Raw genomic sequence first — 19,297 nt, forward strand, 5'->3', positions numbered from 1 at the left:
ATGATGACGTTCTTCACGCCGGCCGATCACGACGCAGCCGTGCAGGCCATGCTCGCGCACCCCGATATCGGCAGCCGCCACCTGCGCGGCCGGATGAGCGGCATCAAGCGGCGCGCCCGGGCCCGCGCGGTGATCGCCTTCATCCACGCGATCGCCCCGCCCCCGCCCGATACCACGATCACCACGACGCGGCAGCTGATGCGCGTGCTGTTCGGCCACGCGGTCTCGGTCAACGACCTGCACCGGTACTTCGCGACACCGGGGCGTCGGGCGAACGATCGGGCCGACCGTGAGGCGCTGGCCGCCTGGCTGGCGGTCCACCAGGAACGGCTGGCGGCCGACGCCGAGGCCCGGATGCTCGAGCTGGAGAGCGCCTGGCAGCGGTTCACGGCGGCAGCCGCGGAGGCGGCCGGCGAGATCCGCACCGCCAGCCGGCCCGAACGGCACGGCAACGCGTAGGCGGTCATGGCCCATGCTGTACAGAGATATATCTTTATACAGCATGGGAAAGTCCATGAAAAACCCGGCCGGGGCCGGGTTGCGGAAGCATTTGCATGATCAAGCTGGCTGTCTTGGCATGCCGATAATGGGAGTGAGCGGCATGGACGATGCGCCAGAAAAAACCGGCCAGAGTCGGATCACGCTTGGTGCCGAAGCGCCGTTCAATGGTCCACGATCACAAAGACCACCGGCGGCCAGCGGACCTCGCGCTCCAGTCCGGTCACCGCAACCTGCATCGTGGCGGGATTCCATGGACGTGACCCCGAGTCGCTCACTCTCCCCTCCCCTAGGTTCACCCAGAGCTCGGCCGAGCCCCGCTTGAGCGTCACGCTGCGCAGCACCGCCTTGCCCTGCAAAGCGGCGCGATTGCCGCTCGATACGCCCACGCTGCTCGGGCCGACCAGCACCTGGATAACCTGGTTGGGATGCACCGCCTCGAGGGCCTCTACCTCGGCCTTGAGCCGTTCACGTACGGCACGATTTCTCCTGTTTGGTCGGTAGCCCGAGTTTGCCGACGGCGCCCTGGCCGGATCTCCCTGCGCGTTCGGGCTCGCGTTACGTCGCAGGGCGCAACCAGTTTTCGACTGGCAGCCCCGCGACCCGAGTAAATTCCGCCGTATTGTCGGTGACCAGGACGGCGTCCACGGCCAGCGCATGCGCGGCGATTAGCATGTCGTTGGCGCCGATCAACTGGCCTTGCTTCTCGAGCTCGGCCCGCAACCGGCCGTAGCAACGGTCTGCGTCAGGCTGCAGCGGCAACACGGTCAAGCTCGCGAGCAGTTGCTCGACGCGCTGCGCGAGCGTCGACGATCCGCGCTTCCAGACGCCAAACCGGAGTTCCGCGGCCACGATGATCGAGGTGCACACTTGTTCGGGCGGTGTTTCTCCGATGCGGGCGGCGCATGCGCCGCGCGGGTCTCGGATCACGTTCGACAAAATGTTAGTGTCGAGCAGATACAGCGTCATTCGATGTCGACCGGTTCAGCCGGCAGGTTATCGATATCGGGAAAGGTTTCGTCCAGCGGGGTCCATTGGGCGAACAGCTCACGCAGGGGCGCGGCCTCCACGGGCTCGATAATCAAGCGCCGGCCTTCCCGGTGGATAGTGACTTCCGAGACCGGTAGCTCGAACTCGCGCGGGATCCGCACGGCCTGGCTTCGCCCATTGCGAAACAGGCGCGCGTGGCGGGTGTCATGAGTTGGCATGGGAGTGGCTCCTAATCGGATTGCATATGCCACAGCATATACACACTGAAGTGAATTCGCAAACAGCTGCCGCAATGTCACCGCTACTGGCCCGCCTACGCTGCGCTGGTCGCCTAGTTCGCACGGCGGTCGCTGCTGGTGCCAACCCAGTCAGGGATTGTGACCCACCCGGACCACCGAGTGCGCCGTGGCGACCGCTAAGGAGTCGACGCGGTTCGCTACGGACTGGCGCGCAGCGATTGAACCGCATTTAATTGGGGGCCGTTATATTCTGGCGTGGAAGACGATCCCTTCAACCATCTGTCGGAGTTTTGTGTCTGAAGCGCCCCCGAAAACAGCCAGCCTCTGTATTGGCTCCACATCCCGCTGGCCGCGCCCCGCGGCCATCTTCTTGGTCGTGCGTATGAGCACGGGCCCGAGCCTCAGCCTGTCTCCGTACTGGGTAAGCGGACCGTATTACATACCCGTAAGCCGTTTCCGCAGCCACACGCGGCCGTCAGCTCGTCGGCGGTTCACCAGTGGCTTCTTTTCGATCCGATGCCTTCGGCCGAAGCCGAGGCGCTGTACAAAGAGTTCATCACGAAATTGCCTGTGTTGTCCCTACGCATGAGCGCATCGTTCAGGATCGGCCCGTGGACCGACCTGAGCGTCGCCCGCCAGGACACCTACAACGGCCCAATGCCGACGCTGATTGCAGCTGAACATGTGCCGGCCCCCTTGTGGGCGGAGACGTCGATCAGTAACAGCAAGGTCGGAGGGAGGCTTGGCTGGATAGTTGTCCGGTGGTCGAAGACCCTCGCTTGATCGCTGCCCTTGAGCTGTACGTCAGTGCAAATGATGATTCGATGGCCTGTTCCCAGTTCTTGACGTACCTCACTATCCTCGACTCGCTTGCCGAGCAGTGGCCGCGCGAAGCAGCCGCAATCCAGTGGATTGAAGACCGGCTGAAGGATGCCGCTGTCGTCGCTGATCGGGGGTTGGGCGACGCGCTGAGGAATCTCAAGAGGATTTACCACAGTAAAGCGGTCCGCGAGTTGGTAGGCCGTGCCGCAATTGCTAAGGGTCTGGATACCGCCACCACGAAAGCTCTAATGAAGAAGGCGGGTGATCTCTACACAGTGCGGTCGCAGTTGTCGCACGCGGGGAACACCGACATTCCCGATGTACAGTAGTCTGCGAGGAACCTAGCCGAAGTCGTCCTCAACCAGGCGGTCCTGCAGCCGTCTCTTCTCGACGTCCCGATGGATTCGGACGCCAGCACCGCGACTTAAGGCTGCGGGCATCCGCCTGAATGTGAGGGTGATCGAGCATTCGCATAGTCGCTCACGCGCTCAAGCACTATAGCGTTCTCATTAACCCTGGTGTCCCCAATGGGGACACCAATTACCCCCTCGCAAAGCGTGTGTCCCCATTGGGGACACGGAACCGCTAGTAAAAAAGCCCGCGCGCGGCGGGCTTGTGTGAGGGACTCAGTCTGGCTCAGAAAATAGCTGTGAAATAAGCGCCCGTATCTTCTCTTCCTTTTCCGTCGTCAGCATCCTCGCTTTGATCTTCACCGTAAAGTTGCCTGCGTCCCGCGTGATCGAGCCAGCCTGGCTCTTTCCCGCAAAAATCTTTTCGATCGTTCGATCGCTCACGGCACCTGCCTTACCGTCATTCTCGATTGCGAGCTTAATTGCGTTCGCAAGCTTCGTCTGATCGAGCTCACCAGCAACCACCTGTGCCCATAGCTCCCCGGCAATCTCGAATGCGCGCCCCTCACGATTTCGTAGTACCGCAACAACATCCTCGGCCGCATGGGCGCCAAGTAGGCGAGGCTGAAGATCGAGATCCTTGATAACGAATTCGGGCAAATCGCCGAAGGCTAAATACCGATAGAGCTCCGAACGAGAAATCCCGAGCGCCTCCGCCATACGCTTCCGGTTCGGAAATTCCTTCTCTGTGTTCCGGATAGAGCGCGCAATCTCGTAGTCGGTCAGACCGTCTCGAACGACGTTTTCGACCAATGCGAGCACCGCCATATCTCCGTCCGAGACGTCGGCGATCACCGCCTTGATCGCTTCTTTCCCGATCATCTTGTGCGCACGCCACCGTCGCTCGCCAGCCACGATTTGATAGCCCGACACCACCTTACGAACGACAATCGGTTCAATCAGACCCGACTCGCGGATTGATTCCGCGAGCTCGGTGAGCTTCGCCTCATTGAAAATCCGGCGAGGCTGCCACGGATTGGGCACGATATCCGCGACAGGCAACTCGTGCGAAGTGGTGCTCCGCTCAAGCTCCAAGATACGCGCCTGCGCGGTCGCCAGTGCCCCCGCCATTCCAGGAGCAGTTCTTGGGGTAGCGGGCTTCTCCGGTTGCTCTGTGAGCTCAATGTCCTTGGCCGCACGCAGACCCGCCGTCTTGCTCATCATCCGTTCTCGCAGATTACTCATGCCTCCGCCCTCCAACGTGCGACCGACTGATTGTCGATCCATTTACAGTGGTCCATCAACGGTTGTTTCACGCGCGCCAAGGTCTTCGCGACGCCATCCGATCTCGAGAGATCGAAGACCGTCGACAGGGCAAGCGCCCCATTGCTCATCACTGAGCTAGCGGGAATTTCGGTTGCCGAAAGCCAGTCGCCGTATGCCCGCTGAGCCCACACTCGGACCGCCGGCGCAGACGACACCGCCCCGTAGTCCACCTTCGAGAGCAATACGGAAATGAAGTCATAAGTCTTGTCGAGCTCATGGTCAACAAAGCCCGCTGCAATCTCGGAAAACAGCGACCAGAACGACACCGAAGAGATGAAATCTAGACTTTCCGGAACCAGAGGCATGACCATCGCGTCGGCAGCCATGAGCCCGTTCAGCGTTAAATAAGACAGGGACGGAGCAGTGTCGAGGATGATGTAGTCGTACTCAGAACGAAGTGGCTCGATACCGCGACGAAGAACTGACCAGAATTCGTACTCGGGATTCTCCTTCTGAGCTGTCGGCAGGTGGAACTCTGCATCATGCAAATAGTTGTGTGCGGGAATGACGTCGATCCCATCCCAGTAGGTCGATTGGACCATTGAGGCGAGCCCCCCCTCAATGGAAGGATCGTAGATAAATGGAAGCACTGTGTCTTCCCACGTCACATCCTTCTCTGCGTACAACCCACAAAGCTCCGATAGGGAGGCTTGGGGATCGAGATCAATGACGAGGACCCGGCGACCACGCAAGCTAAGTGCCTGCGCCTCGCACATCGTGATTGTCGTCTTAGTCGAACCGCCCTTGAAGTTTGCCGTGATCAGGACCCGGCCGCGATGCTTACCCTTCCCAGTCACGAGCGCGGTCTGAAAGATGTTCGAAGCCTTCTGTACCCATATGCGTGCTTCAGCCAACGTGAAGATGCGAGCACGTCCCGAACCATGCGCTTCGCCAGGAGGCAATTCACCGCCTCCCTTCGTTGCCATGTAGTTGATCTTCTGGCGATCAAGGCCACACATCTCGCTCAATTCGCCGATCGTAAATACCGGCGGATTTTTGCGGGGCCGCGGCGCCAAGATGTCCTCACGAAGCTCGTCGGTCATCACGGACAATCGCTTTGCGAACTCGCCGAGTTGAGATAGCTTCACCTGCCGCTCGACAGCGGGCAACTCGCTCACTTTCATTAGATGCTTCCTCTTGAGTTCAATGGTGAGGTGTTTTTTCTACGCTCACCGCAGATTTATACGGTTCTGCAGTTTTCCAACATGAACCGTAGAATACCCGCTAGACCGAAGAATGGCTATGTAATTCGCGTCTGGATCCGAATATCCGCCAGCTTGGCTCCAAATCCCGGCGCTCGTGGGCTTTTTGAGCCGTCCAACGGCACGAGGGCGGCTCACGGTGAGGTGAATTGTGGGGCGACCCGCAGACGTAACGCCTTGCTTGCCGCGCCATAACGCACAGTTTTCCTCACCTTGGGCCGCCGATGTTGGAGGCAAGTTGTCCGCGCTAAGACGGCCGCACAATACACCTCACCATCGATTGCGGTATGTAGACCTCGCTAACCCTTGAAAGATCAGGTAGCGCAGGTCTTCAGGTCTGTGCCGCACTCGCTCGCCCAGCCTGGCTCTTTTCTAGTACGGGAGGCGTTCTTGTTTGCCCGGTTAGTTGTTGTTGTAGTTAAACAAAACCCACCAACCACAAACAGCGCGACTGCATTCGTTATAAATCAATGCCTTGGGCACGCAAGGTGAGGGATTATGTGCTGAAGGCGCTGTGGATTGAGAGTCAAGGTGAGAAGAAGTCCACAGAATGGTGAGAGAAATTGGCGGCTATGGTGAGGTGTTTGGGCGGAATGGTGAGGGGAATGGGCTCAAAGGTGAGGTGATCTGTGGGTCTTCCATGGCGAAGGTGAGGTTGTATGTGTTGACAGGTCACTTTGTCACCGGTACCTTACGCGCCAATATGACAAATGCAGCGTGATGGCGGAGGACGGCATGGCGGAAAGAGGGCAATTGGCGACGTCTCAGCAGTTGGCGCTTGCCCTGTTCGACGATGCGTCGGCCGAAGGGCTGCCGGTCGATAGCGCTCGGTCAGACATTGGTTTTTCCCGCAATAACGTCCTCATTCGTATCGTCGACCTAGGCGTGGCCGCCCGCCGCTTGATCGACGCAGCATACTTCATTGTCGCCTACGACGACCGGCCCCGTGACCTCTACGACGTGGAGCTGGACTATTTCAAATGGCTCATGCGCTACTCGAGCCGCAACAACACTCACCTGGAGCAGGTAATCACCGAGGCGCAAAAAGCCCTTATTCAAGCGACGGCACCGGCGGAGCCAGACGGTGAACGGCCCTTCGGCTCAACACAACTGATCGGCCGGATCTCCTACCAGGGCGGCCGCTTTCAATTCCGTGTTCCGCCCGATCTGATTGGAATTATCCGAGGGAAGGGTAAGTCGCACTGGTTGAGCCTGCGTATCACCTCGATGTTCACCTTGTCCTATGCACGCGTGATGTACGACCACTTGCTGCCGCACGCAGACGAAGGACAGACCGACTGGATCCCGCTTGATGAACTGCGTGGATGGCAGGGAGAGATGGGCGCGAATGCGCAGGTGTTCAAGTACTTTAAACGGGACTGGCTCGAACCCGCAGTGCAGCAGATCAACGAGGTTTCTGACCTCTCGTTGGCGTACGAAACGCGGAACCTGCCGGGCTCGCGAAAAATTGGCAGTCTCCGATTCCGTATGAGCCGCAAAGATCTCGCCGAGCGGGTGCTGCATACGCACGAGCACGCAAAGGAGATTTATCAAACTCTAAAGCAAGAGTTTGGCCTTTCGACAGCGCAGTTCAATCAGATCGTTGGCGATCGAGACACCTACACCGATGAACGTCTCGAGCAAGCGATCGACCGTACTCGCTTCAGCTTGAAGTTGGGCAAGGTGACGAAGAGTCCGGCAGGCTTTTTCATGAAGGCCCTCAAGGAAGGTTGGGCGGTCTCCGATGCTGAGCGCGAGATGGTGCAAGTTCAGCAGTCCTTCATCGAGCGTGAGCAACAAGAGACTGAAGCGAAGGCGCAAGCTCAAAGCCGTATGGCACTGCAGGCCGCGGCACAGGAGGTGAGCGCGCAGGAACGGATGGGCGAGGAAGTTCGGCAGGGCTGGGACGCATATGAGGCCGCGACGCCGGAGCAAAGAGAGGATTGGCGTCGAAACTACAAACGCTCACCAGCAGCGAAGCTCACGCTGCGTCGCTTGAGTATCGATCCGATGGCCGACTTGAATGAGGCCTCGCTCTCGCAACATGAGGCTCTCCGAGCAGCATTCTCCCTCTACGTTTTTATGCAAACGCGCGCGATCCGTGCAAACGCCGGCTAAGGGCGCGGTGAAGGTAAGGGATAGCCGAAGCCGTAGAGCGCAACAAATGTGTCAATCCAGAATCCCCGCGGCGTAAGGAAGTTGCCTCTCGGATTGACAGTTTTATTTCCGGTCCGAACGAAAGAAAAGTGTCACTTCGCCTGAGTTCGGATTGAACTTGTCAACTCGCATCGCCGGCCGCTTCGCGGCTCCGAGAGGGTTCAAGGCTTGTATAACGTACATTTCTAACGCTAGACAATACGTTTTGCGACGGCTCGTGGACAGCTATCCACGAAAATTCATATGATCGCCGCTAAACAGCCCGGACGGGTCCTGGCCGCCGGGCCGGTCGTCGGCCCGCCCGCGGCCGGCCGGGCATCGGCTGCGCCATTCAGACCAGTCAGGAAGTCGTTGATTCGATGGGCGATTGTTTGAGGGGCAGACCGCTAACCCTTGTCGCGCCGAGGCCACTCTACCCCGGGAAACGGCACGACAATCACTGGGCCTTACCCATTGGCGGCTTTGCGCGGTCGCCCACCCTTGCGTCCGTTCTCGCGCGCGGCATTCGCCTTTGCAGCGCTGCGCGCGCGTCCGCCGGCCATGCCGAGTTCGCGCGCCATCCAGTTCTTCGAACCGAAGACCCCTTGCAGCAGCGCCGGCACGTAGATGTCGGCGTCGAGCCGCGGCCAGTGCAGACCAAGCCCGGCCGGGCTGATCTCGATGAGCGCCAGATCCTCGGGCGTCGCACCGCTCAGGCCTTCGGCCAGTGCCGCCGGAAAGGCAATCTGCACGCCCGTGTTCAGCTTCACCACCACGCGGGCGCTGCGGCGATCGTAGCGGGCCGCCACGGCATAGCCGTGCTCGCGCAGCGCGTGCATTCGCGCCTGCGCTTGCTCGAATTCGCGATCAGTAACGGCCATGAAGGTCTCTCCATTCATTGCAAAGGGCGAGGAGGACGTCCGTGAGGGTAGCCTCGATGCGCGTGACCTCGGTTCGGCTGAAGCCGTAGCTCTCACGCAACCGGGGCGGGCCATCGGGGCAATGCAGGACGAACACCGCTTCGCCGTCCGCTCCTCTGACGTGGACATGCGCGGGTCGATGATCGTTCGGGTAGATGACCACGCGCAGGCCATCGAAGCGGTGTACGGTCGGCATGACGTCATTTTACACAAACCCAACCGCCTGGGATAGGCGCCGTGCCGATCCAATCAGCCCCGAGTTGACACCTGCGGAGAAGCGCGCCGGTGACGACTTTAATTCGCTTGCCCAACCATATGATTTTTACGAATTTTTCCAAGCCGACCCTCGCTGGGCCTGCCAGTTGACATCTTTATTTCGGAAACGGTGACGACTTTATTTTGGTCTACGCGAACAGCTCGGTGAACAGCGGCTGCTGGACACTCACCACCATGTCGTGCGCGACGTTCGCGAGCAGCACCGAGCAGATCACGATCCAGACGGTCGCGCGCCTCGCGCGCGACGAAGAACGGCACCGCGCACGCGAGCCCGACGAGCGCGCCGGCGATGTAGACGCGGCGCAGCCCGAAGCGGTCGGCGAGCCACGCGAAGCACGGGATCGTCACGCCGCTCAGCGCGCCGGTGAGCAGGCCGATGTTCAGGAACAGATCGCGCGACATGCCGAGGTTCGACGTCGAATAGCTGAGCGCGAACGCGGTGACGATATACATCGTGAACAGCTCGGCGAGACGCAGCGCGACGATGTAGACGAACGCCTTCAGATGACGGGTGAGCGCCTCGCGCACCGGCAGCTTCAGCCGGCGGCGGCCGTGCTCGACCTGCTCGACGAATGCCTGCGATCCGTCCATGCTCGCGCGCACCCACAGGCCGATCAGCACGAGTCAAGCGCCAGCCCGGCGAGATCTTCTTCGAGATCGTCCAGCGGCAGGGGCATCAAGGTTTCGGCGAGGGCAATCTGCGCGCGCTCGCGCGAGGCACGGCGCGCGCGGTTGGCGTCTGCGGCTGCCGCGCTCAGACCGAGCGCGGCAGCGGCGCGCAGGCGTCGCCCGGCGCGCCGTTCAGCGTGCGCGCGAGCGTATCGGCGAAATCGCCGATGCACGCGCTGTTCAGCAGCAGGTGCGGCGCGATGTCCGCGCAGAGGCGGTGCTGGAGCTGCGCGACCACGCGCTGCGCGGCCTGGAGCGAGCCGCCGATCGACAGGAACGCGTCGTTCATCGCGGCGTCCGGGCGATCGAGCACGGCCCGCACGACGGCGAGCACCGCGTGGTCGATACGCTGGACGTGCGGAACTTCGACGTGGGGCGTCATGGTCTTCCTCCGAAGAAAAAACGGGGAGCGGCGGCTCCCCGTGGGCGGTTTTCCGTCTTCGCGCCGCGGCCGTGCCGGGCTCGCGCCGGATTACGCGCCGGCGTGGCGCACGAACGGCACGCCGCGCGCGTTGCGTTCGACCCGGCGGTTGTGCCGGAAGCCGTCCTCGCCCGACACGAGCACGACGCCGTACTTGTCGAGCTTCACTTCGCTGCCGTATTCGCTGACGGTATCGGTATCCGGATAGATCTGGACCGCTGCGGGCACGTATCGGCATGCGTAGCCGAGGCGGGTGCGATCCTTCGTCGAGTTCGGGAACGACGAGTGCATCAGCGTCGACCAGAAGATCACGAACTCGCCCGGCTTCATCTTGATCGACACCGCGTTGCGCTCGTCCGGCTTCCAGTCCGGGTCCTTCTGCAGGCTGCGGTAGTCGTAGCCGAAGAAGCCGCGCTTGATGCCGTCCTTCTCGAGCGCGTTGATGTTCGTCGGATCGAAGGTCATCTTCTTCGATTCGTCGTAGAACATTTCCTCATGCGTGCCGGGCATGAAGCGCAGGCAGCCGTTTTCTTCATCGCAATCGGTGAACGCGGTCCACACCGTCACCGCGCCGCCGAAGCGGCCGTCGCCGGGCCACACCACCTGCGGCTTGCCCGACGCGTGCGCGAACGTGTCGGCCTGGTGCCAGTCGGTGCCTTCGTCGCCGGGGTATTTCGGGAACATCTCCGAGCGCCAGCAGATGAGGTCCGGGCCCAGGATCGCATTGAGCTTGTGGACGATCTCCGCGCGCATGATGTGCTCGCTCAGCAGATTCACGTCCAGATGCCGGTCGTAGTTCGCGATCGGGCTGTTCGGCGGCAGCTCGTAGATCGCGTATTCGCGGTCGAACAGTTGCGCGCGGATCTGCCGGTAGCGCTCGCGCGCTTCGTCCTCCGAATAGAGTTTGAACGGTCCGATGTAGCCCTGCTCGCGGAAGCGGGCGATTTCGTCGGGCGTCAGCTTGAATTGCGACATGGTGTTGTTCCTCTGGATCCTGGTTGTGGCTCGTTTGGCCTGTTCGTGCTTGCGCTCGTGCGCGTGTCGAGCGGCCGGCGCCGGCGCGATGCGCGGGCATGCCGTCGCGCGCCGCTGCGCCGCGTCGCTCGTCACGACGCGGCGGCCGCGGCCTCCCGATAAACCTGCGACCACCCTTGAACGGTGGGCGCCGCCATCAGCTTGCTCGTCGGCACCTGGCGCTGCACCAGTTGCTCGATCTGGATCTGCAGCTCGACGATCGTGAGCGAGCTCACGCCGCGCTCGAAGAAATCTTCGTCAGACTGAAGATCGGGAATCCCGAGCACGCTGCGGCAGGTGTTGTGAATCGTTTCGGTGATGTCTATCGTGTGGGTCATGGCTTCTATATGAACGCGTCCCGTTTGCAACAGTTTTCGTGTGTTTTAACGGACAGGATGGGCTGCAGCTCTATATCCGGCCTTGTTGCAGCCGGTCCTGCCGCTGCGGGCCCCTATGAAATACGCTGACTCGCACCTCATTCTCCTGGCGAGCTTTCGGAGCTCTTCAAGCCATTCAGGTTTAGCGAGTCCCGGTCCTACCTGATTTGTCATCACACTCGATTGCTGCGCAACCTTTCGACGTTCACCCTGTGTTAAGCGTTGATCTTTCTACTCTTGCGTGAGCCACTCAAGCTGGCTTCACGCTCACGTAGTCCTTCCGGTACGGCCGGTCATGAGCGAGCACCGCCCAGATCGTCCGCGCCATCTTGTTGGCCAGCGCCACGATCACCCCATTCGCTGGCCGCCGTTTCTTCATCTGCTCGACCCACGGGCCGGGCTCCTTCGCATGACTCAACACGCTTCGCGCGCCGTGAATCAGCAGTGTTCGCAGATAGGTGTCGCCGCGCCGGCTGATCCCGTGCAGGTTCACCTTGCCGCCCGAGCCGGTCTGCTTCGGTACCAGGCCGGCCCACGCCGCAAACTCGCGCCCCGAACTGAATGCCTTCGGATCGCCCATCATCGCCACCGCCGCTGTTGCCGTCAGCAGCCCCACGCCGGGAATCTCGCTGATCGCCGCAACCGCTTCATCCTCCTTCTTCCATTCACGCATCCGGCGTTCGATCTCGGCGATCTGCCCGTCCAGCCTCGCCAACCCGCTCCACTGCTCCCGCGACGTATCGATCAGCGCCGCCGGCAGGCGCTCCGCGAGCCGGTCAAGTGCCGCCGGGATGGCCTTGTCCAGTTTCGCTCGCCCCCGGCTCATCACCTCGCCGTATTCCGTCAGTAACCCGCGCAGTCCGTTGCCCTGCATCGTGCGGAACTTCACCAACTGCTCGCGCATCCGGTGCAGCGCCAGCATCGCCTGCTGCATTTCCGTCTTCATCGCCACCGGCTTGCCCGGCTGCTGCACCGCCAGCCAGATCGCCCGCGCGTCCGCCGCATCATTCTTGTTGCGGATGTTGAATGCCTTCACGAACTCCGCTGGCATCAGCCTGACCTCATGACCCAGCCGCGTCAGTTCCCGCGCCCAGTGGTGTGCGCCGCCGCACGCCTCCATCCCAATCAGGCACCGCGCACGGTTCGCGAAGTGCTCCAGAAACTTCGCCCGCTTGATCGGCTTGTTGACGATCTCTCCGCTGCCCTGAGCGACGTAATGCACCTGGAACACGTTCTTGGCGATATCTACGCCCACTGCCATACTGTTCATCGTGGATCCTCCGGTTGCCGGGAAATGCGTGCATTTTCCACTTGGGCACTTCGATGCCGTTGGCCCGTGAGGATCCACCCACTTCCTCTGCTCTCACGGTTTCGGGTGGGACGCGTTCATTTCAATTCTCCGAGGGTCGAGGTCTCGCTGACCGGCAGCCGGTGGCGATCGAGCTTGCCGTTCGCGTTGAGCGGGATGTGCTGGAAAATCCGGATGTCGTCGGGAATCTGGAACGGCGGCACGCGCTTGGCCAGTTCGCGGCGAACGTAGGCCTTCATGTCCGGTTCGGCGCGGCCGGATTGGACAATCGCGCTGAGGCGCTTCTCGCCGGTCGCTTCTTCGGATACCTTGACGAGCGCCTCCTCGACGCCGGGAATGCCGGCGAGGACGGATTGCAGCTCGTCGAGCGACACGCGGTAGCCGCGTATCTTCACGAGCAGGTCGCTGCGGCCGAGGAACTCGATCACGCCGTCCGCCCGGCGCCGCGCGCGGTCGCCGGTGCGATAGAGCCGGCTGCCCGTCGCCGGGCAGTCGACGAACGCGGCGCGCGTCGCGTCGGGCGCGTTCAGGTAGCCGAGCGCGACGCCGAGGCCGCTTGCGCACAGCTCGCCTTCTTCGCCGTCAGGCACCTCGCGCAGCGCGGCGTCGAGAATGCGAACGTCGGTGCCCGCGATCGGCCGGCCGATCGGCACCGTACCGGTCGGCCGCCGGTCGGCCGTCATCACGTGGCAGCACGTGAACGTCGTGTTCTCGGTCGGGCCGTAGCCGTTGATGACGGTGATCGACGGGAACGCGTCGAACACCGCGCCGATCGCGGCGGCGCTCAGCACGTCGCCGCCCGCGAGCACGACGCGCAGCCCCGCCAGCATGCCGACGAAGCGCCGCGCGACCAGATGGAACAGCCCCGCGGTGAGCCACATCACGCTTACTTGTTCGCGCGCGATGAGCCGGCTGACGGCGTTCGGATCGAACGTGGCGTCCTCGTAGATCGCGAGCCGCGCGCCGTTGAGCAGCGCGCCCCAGATCTCGAACGTCGATGCGTCGAACGTGATCGGCGAGAGCAGCAGCAGCGTGTCCTCGCGCGTGATCCGGATATAGTTCGTTTCCCTGACGAGCCGCGCGACGCCGCGGTGCGCGACGATCACGCCCTTCGGCCGGCCGGTGCTGCCGGAGGTGAACATCACGTACACCGGCGTTTCCCCGTCGTGCCCCGCATCGACTTCGGGCCCCTCGTCATCGCGTGCGGCCGACAGATCGTCAGCGTCGATCACGCACAGCGCGCCGCCGCGAAACGCCGCGGCGTCGGCCGCGCGCGCGAGCGCGTGCCGCGCGCCGCTGTCGCTCGCATAGCCGCGCTTGATCGCGTCGGAATACGCGGGATCGACCGGCACGAACGCCGCGCCGGTCTTCATGATCGCGAGCATCGCGATCACCGCGTCGACCGAGCGCGGCAGGCAGAGCAGGACCCGGTCGCGCGGCCGCACGCCGCTGTCGAGGAGGCGTCGGGCCAGGCGGTTCGCGCATCGTTCGAGCTCGCCGTACGTGAGGCGCGTGTCACCGCTCGAGAGCGCGAGCGCTTCGGGCGCAAGGCGGGCTTGCGAAGTGAACAGACGATTGACGCTGGTTGAGGTCACGGATTCTCTCGCGTTCGGGAAGGCTAATGCCCGCCGGGCCGGGGGCGATGGCGTTCGGCGTCGGCCGCTCACGAATGGCGCAGCGCGCCGGCGGCCGAATCGGCGGCCGGCTCGATGTCGAGCGCTTGGAGCGTGATGTCGTCCACTTCGATCCAGCACGCGAACACCGGCTTGCCTTCGATCAGCCGCGGCGGACCCGCGCGGTGAATATGGACTTTCAGACGGTTGAGCAGCCGCTCGACCGCGAGCGGCGAAACGGTGATCAGCCGTTTCACGCCGGCCGCCTGCGCAAAGCGGACGATTTTCGCGAGCAGGATGCGCGTATTGCGGTGAGCCTGCCGCAGCGCGTCCGGCCCTCCGGAGAGGATCGACGACGAAAATCGCGAGATTTCCCACACGTGCGCCGAGCAGGGCGGCGCCGCGTCGCCCATCAGATCGGGGAACACCTCGCCGAGCAGGTAGGGCCTCGTCGTGGGCAGCAGGCGAGCGCATCCGCAGATATCGCCGGACTCCGTTTTGCCGACCACGTAAATCGTATCGGGACGATCGAATTGATCGATCTCGAGCCCATCGACCAACGGCAATGGCCAGCCGAGTTTCTCGATGAATATCGCCCGACGATAATTGCCGAGTGCTGCCTTGACGGTGGAATCCAGTCGCGCAGCGCTTATGACGGTCGTATCGATCATGTGTGCGTACTCTCTTTAGATGCGCACATTAGAGACGATGTGAGAATTTTGCAAAACTACGATTTTCTACAGGTTTCGAATTTCAATCATGAATCAGCGGGACGAGCAATCCGCGCCAATCGAATTTGGTCAGCCAATCCAATAGACATTGCCGGGTATTTGCCGGGCCGACGTCATAGCCTTTGGCGCTGATAATCATCAGATTCGATGTCAGGCTGTCCGGGACGATTCGCCAAATCTTCTCGACGTCGACGAACCACGACCAGCCGAGCGTCGTCGGCGCGGCCCCGTGCGCGTCGATCCATTCGCAATAGCCGGCGCGCAGCGCGCAAGTGCCGAGGTCCCAGAGCTCGGAGAGGATCTGATCGTCCGCGGCCGCGCAGATCGGCGCGAGCGACACGCGCGCCAGTTGCGGCAGCGACAGGCGAACGTATCCGTCCCGGTCGGCGGCCGCCGGTGCGGATGAAGCCGGAGCTAGGCGTTGGGCCACGTAATACCTCCTTCCGACGCGCGGGGTGCGGTGCATTGCCTGCCCGCGCCGGTGGTTGAATGAGCGGCGAGCTGCCGCGCATGCGCGGCGGCCGCGGCATACCGGGACACAAGCCCGCGCGGCGTGCCGCGGACATCGGCGCCGCGGCGCGAACGTGACGGAACGGCGTCCATGCCGCATCGTGGCGGGCGTGAATGACGGACGGACATATCGCGTGACGCCGATCGGCCCGGCGTAGCGCGGCGGCAATGTCGTCAATGCGGTGGCAATGCGGCGATAAAGCGTTTTGTTCGGCGGATTCTGCCTAATCGATGATCGATGCGCAAGCAATTAATTGCGTCTGAAATGCGGTCCGCGCGGAATTGAACTGGCATTCGGCGAGACGGTTTTCATGGGAATACGATATGAATTCATGGCGTAACGCGCCGCTATCCGTATTGCTTTAACCAATCTCCATTCTGGCGTTTCACGATGTTCGATATAAAAGAAGCCGACCGACTATCAGATTTGATAGTTGTTCCGGCCGAGGCTTTGCATTGTACTGACGCGGCTTTGGCGGCCGAATGTCGGCCGGGACACGAACGCTGTCGGATCGCCCGCCATCATGCCGGTCGAGCCGAGGAGGATCCGGATGGTTATGTGGTTATTGCAGCTCGCGGCGATCATCGCCGCGTGCGCCTGCTTCGGTTGGCTCGCGCAACGCGTCGGGCAAGCGAAAGTGGTCGGCGAGCTGGCCGCGGGCATCGTGCTCGGCCCAGCCGTGCTCGGCGCGATCGATTCGAACTTTCATGCGATGATCTTCGGCCCCGCCGCGTCGTCGGGCATGGCGCAACTGGGCGAGGTCGGCGTGATCGCGCTGATGTTCCAGATCGGGCTGCACATGAATCTCGGCGGCGCGCCGACGCTGCGTTCGCTGAGGAAGATGCCGCCCGCGGTGGTGGTGGCCGGAATCGGCATGCTGCTGCCGCTGGCGGGCGGCATGGCGATCGGCTATCTGTCGCACGACGCGCTCGCGCCGCGAATCGCCGCGTGGCCTTACGTGCTGTTCTGCGGCGTCGCGCTGTCGGTCTCCGCGCTGCCGGTGATGGCGAGAATCGTCATCGACATGGAGCTCGTCGATGCGCCGCCGTCGCTGCTCGCATTGTCGGCCGCGATGCTGACCGACCTCGCGGGCTGGATCATGCTCGCGTTCGTCTCGGCCATCGCCGTCGCCGGCGCGGATGCCGCGGGGCCGTCGCATATCGTCGTCGGCATCGCCGCGTTCCTGCTGCTGGCGAAGCTCGCCGCGCGGTTCGTCGTCACGCCGCTCGCCGCCGATGCGGCGAAGCGGGCGTCGCCCGCGAGGCTGATGAGCGTCGTCGTGCCGTACGTGCTGGCTTGCGCGTGGGCGACCACGGCGATCGGCGTGCACAGCGCGTTCGGCGCGCTGCTCGCCGCCGTGATGCTGCGCGGCGTGCCGGGGCTGCAGGCGCAATGGGAGCGCCAGATGGAAGGCTTCGTGAACGCGGTGCTGCTGCCCGTGTTCTTCGTCCATTCGGGACTGCGCGTCACCTTCGACAGCTTCGACGGCGCCTCGCCGTGGCTGTGGCTCGTGCCGTTCCTGTGCGTCGCGTTCGTCGGCAAGTTCGGCGGCGCGTATCTCGGCGCGCGCCTCTGCGGAATGAACCGGGGCGACGCGGCGCTCGTCGGCTCGCTGATGAACACGCGCGGGCTCGTCGAGCTGGTCGTGCTGTCGGCGGGGCTGCAGATCCATGCGCTGTCGCAAAGCGCCTATGCGGTGCTTCTGCTCGTCGCGCTGACGACGACGGCGATGACGACGCCGTTCGTCCGGTTGTGGCGGCGCGCGGTATTGCGCCCCGCCTGACGCCGCGACGCTCGGTTGCGGCGGCCCCTCATCCTGAACGGCTTTCTCACATGAACAGAAGATCGATCATCGCCGACGACGGGCGCGAGCTGAACGCGTTCGTCGCCTGCGCCCATCCCGATGCGCCGGTTGTCGTGGTCGTGCTGCCGTTCGGCGCGCGGCACGCGATGCTGAACGGGTTCTACGACGCGCTTCGGTCCCGCTTCACCGTCGTGACGTGGGAGTCGCGATTCGTGCTGGACGTCGAGCGCGACGACGACGAGGCCGGCATCGCCGCGCTGACGCACGCGCGCGATCTGGCGAGCGTCATTCGGGCGACGGCGCGACGCGGGCGGCACGACCCCGTCGACGTGATCGCCTATTGCTCGGGCGCCGGTGTCGCGCTGCTGGCGGCGCAGCATTATCCGGACGCGATTTCGCGCCTCGTGCTCGTGAGCGGCGAATATCTGTTGCCGGCTTCGGTCGCCGCGCAGACCGACATCCAGCGCCAGATGGACATCTTCCTGTCGCTGGCGGCGAAGAGCCGTTCGGTCGCCGGCTCGATTCAGGAGAAGATCGCCGCGGCGCAGGAGCGCGGGCAGACCGGGTTTCATACGCATCTGCGCGAGCCGTTTTCGTCGGCGCTGCATCTGCACCGGTATGGGATCAACTACCTCGCGTACCGCGGCGTCGACCTCAGGGAGGTGGCGAGGCAGGTCGCGCATCCGGCGCTGTCGATCGTGTCGACGGCGGACATGCACGTCGATCCGGCCGGATCGCTCGACATATCCCGCCTGTTGCGTCGTTGCGCGCGCAACGTTTGCGTGACGGGCGATCACTACGAAATCTGCCGGGGCAATGCCGATATCGTCGACAGCGTCGTCGCGTTCCTGGTCACCGGCGAGGCGACGCTTCGCGAGGCGCTCTGATGCGGATTCGGAATGTTCCGATCGAATGAGCGTGCGAGCCGGCCGGGTCCGGCACGCGCGAAGCGCGGGGGGCGTTCGGGGGCGAGGCCGAGGTCGCGGTCGTCATGACGAGGCCGTCACAGCATCCCCATCAACGCGGCCTTGGCCACGGCCTGTATCTTGTTCGTGGAGCCCAGCTTGGAGACGATATTCTTCACGTGAAAATTGACGGTGCTCTCCGAGATGCTGAGAATCAGCGCGATTTCGTACGCTGTCTTTCCGTCGGCGGTCCATTTCAGCACATCGGTCTCGCGGCGCGTGAGGTCCGGATCGAACTCGTCGGCGGCAGGCAGGAACGGCGCCATCGACGCATGAGCGACATTGGCGAGCCAGTGCACGATGCTCTCGTTGCGAAGCTTCTCCGCGGTGTCGATCGGGCCCTGCGTTCTCGACAGCGACAGCACGCCGATCGCGCCGTCCGCGCCCCGCGACGCGGACGACCAGCCGTGGGCGATGCCGAACGACAGCGCCTCCGCCCAGAATGCGCTTTTCGATGCGTTGGCGGGCGCGCTCCAGGTCACGGGCCGGTCGCTGCCGAGCGCGGCCTTCACCGCGCCGTCGACGTTTGCGAATCGCGCTTCGATATAGCGTTCCTGCCATCGGGCGGGATAGTTGGACACCATGAGAATCTGTGGATTGCTGATCGGAAAGGGGCGGCGCATGCCGTAGGCGGCATATTCGTAGCCGAGCGTCGCGGCCGCGCGGGTCAAGACGGAAATGACGTGCTTTGGGTTCTCACTGCGGGAAAATTCGTTTAGCCAAAATTGAAGAAAGTCGTGCATCTCCATATCCTCGCATTGAAATACTGAGAAAAAACAGTATTCAGATGCCGACCTCGATGAAGGTCTGCAGTCCGGTGTGGATTATTTTTGGTTCACTCTGGTGGTGAAATGATGTCGGGGGGAGAAGAGGGTCTCCATCCCGACTGCGAAGATATTGCCACAACAATTACGGTTTTGAGCACTCCTGTGCATTGATCGGGTATCCGATAATTTTCCAAATTAATTGTTGGAATTTTCGGAGATGTTCCGATTTGCAGCCCGTGACGACTAATTTGAGGGGTAAACATTTTACTAGTCCGGTTAGGCGAAAAAATGACGCATGCCGCAACAATTCTGTGTATTTTTTGTGAGCCTCGACGCGCGATCGCCGCACGGCCGCGG

Annotated in this window: 21 protein-coding genes and 1 pseudogene; 6 read left to right on the plus strand and 16 right to left on the minus strand. The window is 62.7% G+C overall.

What is annotated here, in order from left to right:
* A partial coding sequence (locus WS92_RS29550) for a hypothetical protein (RefSeq protein ID WP_059929119.1) occupies positions 1–459 on the plus strand: 459 nt, incomplete at its 5' end.
* A 203-nt stretch (positions 460–662) separates the two neighbouring features.
* On the opposite strand, the gene WS92_RS29555 is transcribed toward WS92_RS29550, so the two are convergent.
* The 3 genes from WS92_RS29555 to WS92_RS29565 all read right to left on the minus strand — a co-directional run bounded on the left by WS92_RS29555 (position 663) and on the right by WS92_RS29565 (position 1,706).
* Positions 663–932, minus strand: coding sequence for a hypothetical protein (locus WS92_RS29555; RefSeq protein WP_141668119.1), 270 nt, complete (start codon positions 930–932; stop codon positions 663–665).
* Positions 933–1,056: 124 nt separating this feature from the next.
* The gene (locus tag WS92_RS29560) at positions 1,057–1,467 is read right to left on the minus strand and encodes a type II toxin-antitoxin system VapC family toxin (RefSeq protein ID WP_059929127.1); all 411 of its coding nucleotides are present in this window, start codon (positions 1,465–1,467) and stop codon (positions 1,057–1,059) included.
* Positions 1,464–1,706, minus strand: a complete 243-nt coding sequence (locus tag WS92_RS29565; RefSeq protein WP_006029598.1) for an antitoxin — start codon at positions 1,704–1,706, stop codon at positions 1,464–1,466. The genes WS92_RS29560 and WS92_RS29565 overlap by 4 nt, the downstream gene beginning before the upstream one ends.
* A 537-nt stretch (positions 1,707–2,243) precedes the next feature.
* On the opposite strand from WS92_RS29565, the gene WS92_RS29570 reads away from it, so the two are divergent.
* Positions 2,244–2,510, plus strand: a complete 267-nt coding sequence (locus WS92_RS29570; protein WP_059929130.1) for a hypothetical protein — start codon at positions 2,244–2,246, stop codon at positions 2,508–2,510.
* Positions 2,489–2,878, plus strand: a complete 390-nt coding sequence (locus WS92_RS29575) for a hypothetical protein (protein ID WP_141668120.1) — start codon at positions 2,489–2,491, stop codon at positions 2,876–2,878. The genes WS92_RS29570 and WS92_RS29575 overlap by 22 nt, the downstream gene beginning before the upstream one ends.
* Before the next feature lie 297 nt (positions 2,879–3,175).
* On the opposite strand, the gene WS92_RS29580 is transcribed toward WS92_RS29575, so the two are convergent.
* Both WS92_RS29580 and WS92_RS29585 read right to left on the minus strand, forming a co-directional pair.
* Complete coding sequence (locus tag WS92_RS29580) at positions 3,176–4,144, minus strand: ParB/RepB/Spo0J family partition protein (RefSeq protein ID WP_059929136.1); 969 nt, start codon at positions 4,142–4,144, stop codon at positions 3,176–3,178.
* Entirely contained in the window at positions 4,141–5,349 is a 1,209-nt protein-coding gene (locus WS92_RS29585) for a ParA family protein (RefSeq protein ID WP_059929139.1), read from the minus strand. Before WS92_RS29585 ends, WS92_RS29580 begins: the two co-directional genes overlap by 4 nt.
* Before the next feature lie 813 nt (positions 5,350–6,162).
* On the opposite strand from WS92_RS29585, the gene WS92_RS29590 reads away from it, so the two are divergent.
* Positions 6,163–7,545, plus strand: coding sequence for a replication initiation protein (locus WS92_RS29590; RefSeq protein ID WP_043283379.1), 1,383 nt, complete (start codon positions 6,163–6,165; stop codon positions 7,543–7,545).
* Positions 7,546–8,030: 485 nt separating this feature from the next.
* Here the strand turns inward: WS92_RS29590 and WS92_RS29595 are convergent, their stop codons facing one another.
* The 10 genes and pseudogenes from WS92_RS29595 to WS92_RS29640 form a co-directional block, all read right to left on the minus strand.
* Entirely contained in the window at positions 8,031–8,444 is a 414-nt protein-coding gene (locus tag WS92_RS29595) for a DUF2442 domain-containing protein (protein ID WP_009917079.1), read from the minus strand.
* Positions 8,431–8,679 carry a DUF4160 domain-containing protein gene (locus WS92_RS33855; protein ID WP_080595245.1) on the minus strand — a complete coding sequence of 83 codons (249 nt, stop codon included), beginning with the start codon at positions 8,677–8,679 and terminating at the stop codon, positions 8,431–8,433. Before WS92_RS33855 ends, WS92_RS29595 begins: the two co-directional genes overlap by 14 nt.
* 214 nt (positions 8,680–8,893) lie before the next feature.
* Positions 8,894–9,383 (minus strand): annotated as a pseudogene (locus WS92_RS29605) (MFS transporter); the annotation flags it as partial.
* Positions 9,384–9,513: 130 nt separating this feature from the next.
* Positions 9,514–9,810 carry an acyl carrier protein gene (locus WS92_RS29610; RefSeq protein WP_059929142.1) on the minus strand — a complete coding sequence of 99 codons (297 nt, stop codon included), beginning with the start codon at positions 9,808–9,810 and terminating at the stop codon, positions 9,514–9,516.
* 90 nt (positions 9,811–9,900) lie between these two features.
* The gene (locus tag WS92_RS29615) at positions 9,901–10,824 is read right to left on the minus strand and encodes a chlorinating enzyme (RefSeq protein ID WP_059929145.1); all 924 of its coding nucleotides are present in this window, start codon (positions 10,822–10,824) and stop codon (positions 9,901–9,903) included.
* A gap of 131 nt (positions 10,825–10,955) precedes the next feature.
* The gene (locus tag WS92_RS29620; protein ID WP_006029280.1) at positions 10,956–11,201 is read right to left on the minus strand and encodes an acyl carrier protein; all 246 of its coding nucleotides are present in this window, start codon (positions 11,199–11,201) and stop codon (positions 10,956–10,958) included.
* A gap of 289 nt (positions 11,202–11,490) precedes the next feature.
* Positions 11,491–12,510 carry an IS110 family RNA-guided transposase gene (locus WS92_RS29625; RefSeq protein WP_059930353.1) on the minus strand — a complete coding sequence of 340 codons (1,020 nt, stop codon included), beginning with the start codon at positions 12,508–12,510 and terminating at the stop codon, positions 11,491–11,493.
* 116 nt (positions 12,511–12,626) lie between these two features.
* The gene (locus tag WS92_RS29630) at positions 12,627–14,144 is read right to left on the minus strand and encodes an amino acid adenylation domain-containing protein (RefSeq protein WP_059934206.1); all 1,518 of its coding nucleotides are present in this window, start codon (positions 14,142–14,144) and stop codon (positions 12,627–12,629) included.
* Between the two features lie 68 nt (positions 14,145–14,212).
* Positions 14,213–14,833 (minus strand): N-acylhomoserine lactone synthase, encoded by a 621-nt coding sequence (locus WS92_RS29635; protein WP_059934204.1) that lies wholly within the window; start codon positions 14,831–14,833, stop codon positions 14,213–14,215.
* 82 nt (positions 14,834–14,915) lie between these two features.
* Complete coding sequence (locus tag WS92_RS29640) at positions 14,916–15,323, minus strand: DUF4902 domain-containing protein (RefSeq protein ID WP_059934210.1); 408 nt, start codon at positions 15,321–15,323, stop codon at positions 14,916–14,918.
* A gap of 631 nt (positions 15,324–15,954) precedes the next feature.
* Between WS92_RS29640 and WS92_RS29645 the strand changes: the two genes are divergently transcribed.
* On the plus strand, positions 15,955–17,187 hold the full coding sequence (locus tag WS92_RS29645; RefSeq protein WP_059934203.1) for a cation:proton antiporter: 1,233 nt from the start codon (positions 15,955–15,957) through the stop codon (positions 17,185–17,187).
* Positions 17,188–17,237: 50 nt separating this feature from the next.
* Complete coding sequence (locus WS92_RS29650) at positions 17,238–18,095, plus strand: alpha/beta fold hydrolase (RefSeq protein ID WP_006029275.1); 858 nt, start codon at positions 17,238–17,240, stop codon at positions 18,093–18,095.
* Between the two features lie 116 nt (positions 18,096–18,211).
* On the opposite strand, the gene bpsR2 is transcribed toward WS92_RS29650, so the two are convergent.
* A complete protein-coding gene (bpsR2, locus tag WS92_RS29655; RefSeq protein ID WP_082743970.1) occupies positions 18,212–18,916 on the minus strand; it encodes an N-acyl-homoserine lactone dependent regulator BpsR2 in 705 nt (234 codons plus the stop codon).
* Positions 18,917–19,297 lie beyond the last annotated feature (381 nt).

The organism is Burkholderia sp. MSMB1588, from assembly GCF_001546925.1.
Classification (GTDB): domain Bacteria; phylum Pseudomonadota; class Gammaproteobacteria; order Burkholderiales; family Burkholderiaceae; genus Burkholderia; species Burkholderia humptydooensis.

What these genes read in the sequence shown, in the direction of transcription:
- WS92_RS29560 (WP_059929127.1), bottom strand. Translation starts at nt 1,467, where the DNA reads ATGACGCTGTATCTGCTCGACACTAACATTTTGTCGAACGTGATCCGA.
- WS92_RS29565 (WP_006029598.1), bottom strand. Translation starts at nt 1,706, where the DNA reads ATGCCAACTCATGACACCCGCCACGCGCGCCTGTTTCGCAATGGGCGA.
- WS92_RS29570 (WP_059929130.1), top strand. Translation starts at nt 2,244, where the DNA reads ATGCCTTCGGCCGAAGCCGAGGCGCTGTACAAAGAGTTCATCACGAAA.
- WS92_RS29580 (WP_059929136.1), bottom strand. Translation starts at nt 4,144, where the DNA reads ATGAGTAATCTGCGAGAACGGATGATGAGCAAGACGGCGGGTCTGCGT.
- WS92_RS29585 (WP_059929139.1), bottom strand. Translation starts at nt 5,349, where the DNA reads ATGAAAGTGAGCGAGTTGCCCGCTGTCGAGCGGCAGGTGAAGCTATCT.
- WS92_RS29590 (WP_043283379.1), top strand. Translation starts at nt 6,163, where the DNA reads ATGGCGGAAAGAGGGCAATTGGCGACGTCTCAGCAGTTGGCGCTTGCC.
- WS92_RS29595 (WP_009917079.1), bottom strand. Translation starts at nt 8,444, where the DNA reads ATGGCCGTTACTGATCGCGAATTCGAGCAAGCGCAGGCGCGAATGCAC.
- WS92_RS33855 (WP_080595245.1), bottom strand. Translation starts at nt 8,679, where the DNA reads ATGCCGACCGTACACCGCTTCGATGGCCTGCGCGTGGTCATCTACCCG.
- WS92_RS29610 (WP_059929142.1), bottom strand. Translation starts at nt 9,810, where the DNA reads ATGACGCCCCACGTCGAAGTTCCGCACGTCCAGCGTATCGACCACGCG.
- WS92_RS29615 (WP_059929145.1), bottom strand. Translation starts at nt 10,824, where the DNA reads ATGTCGCAATTCAAGCTGACGCCCGACGAAATCGCCCGCTTCCGCGAG.
- WS92_RS29620 (WP_006029280.1), bottom strand. Translation starts at nt 11,201, where the DNA reads ATGACCCACACGATAGACATCACCGAAACGATTCACAACACCTGCCGC.
- WS92_RS29625 (WP_059930353.1), bottom strand. Translation starts at nt 12,510, where the DNA reads ATGAACAGTATGGCAGTGGGCGTAGATATCGCCAAGAACGTGTTCCAG.
- WS92_RS29635 (WP_059934204.1), bottom strand. Translation starts at nt 14,833, where the DNA reads ATGATCGATACGACCGTCATAAGCGCTGCGCGACTGGATTCCACCGTC.
- WS92_RS29645 (WP_059934203.1), top strand. Translation starts at nt 15,955, where the DNA reads ATGGTTATGTGGTTATTGCAGCTCGCGGCGATCATCGCCGCGTGCGCC.
- WS92_RS29650 (WP_006029275.1), top strand. Translation starts at nt 17,238, where the DNA reads ATGAACAGAAGATCGATCATCGCCGACGACGGGCGCGAGCTGAACGCG.
- bpsR2 (WP_082743970.1), bottom strand. Translation starts at nt 18,916, where the DNA reads ATGCACGACTTTCTTCAATTTTGGCTAAACGAATTTTCCCGCAGTGAG.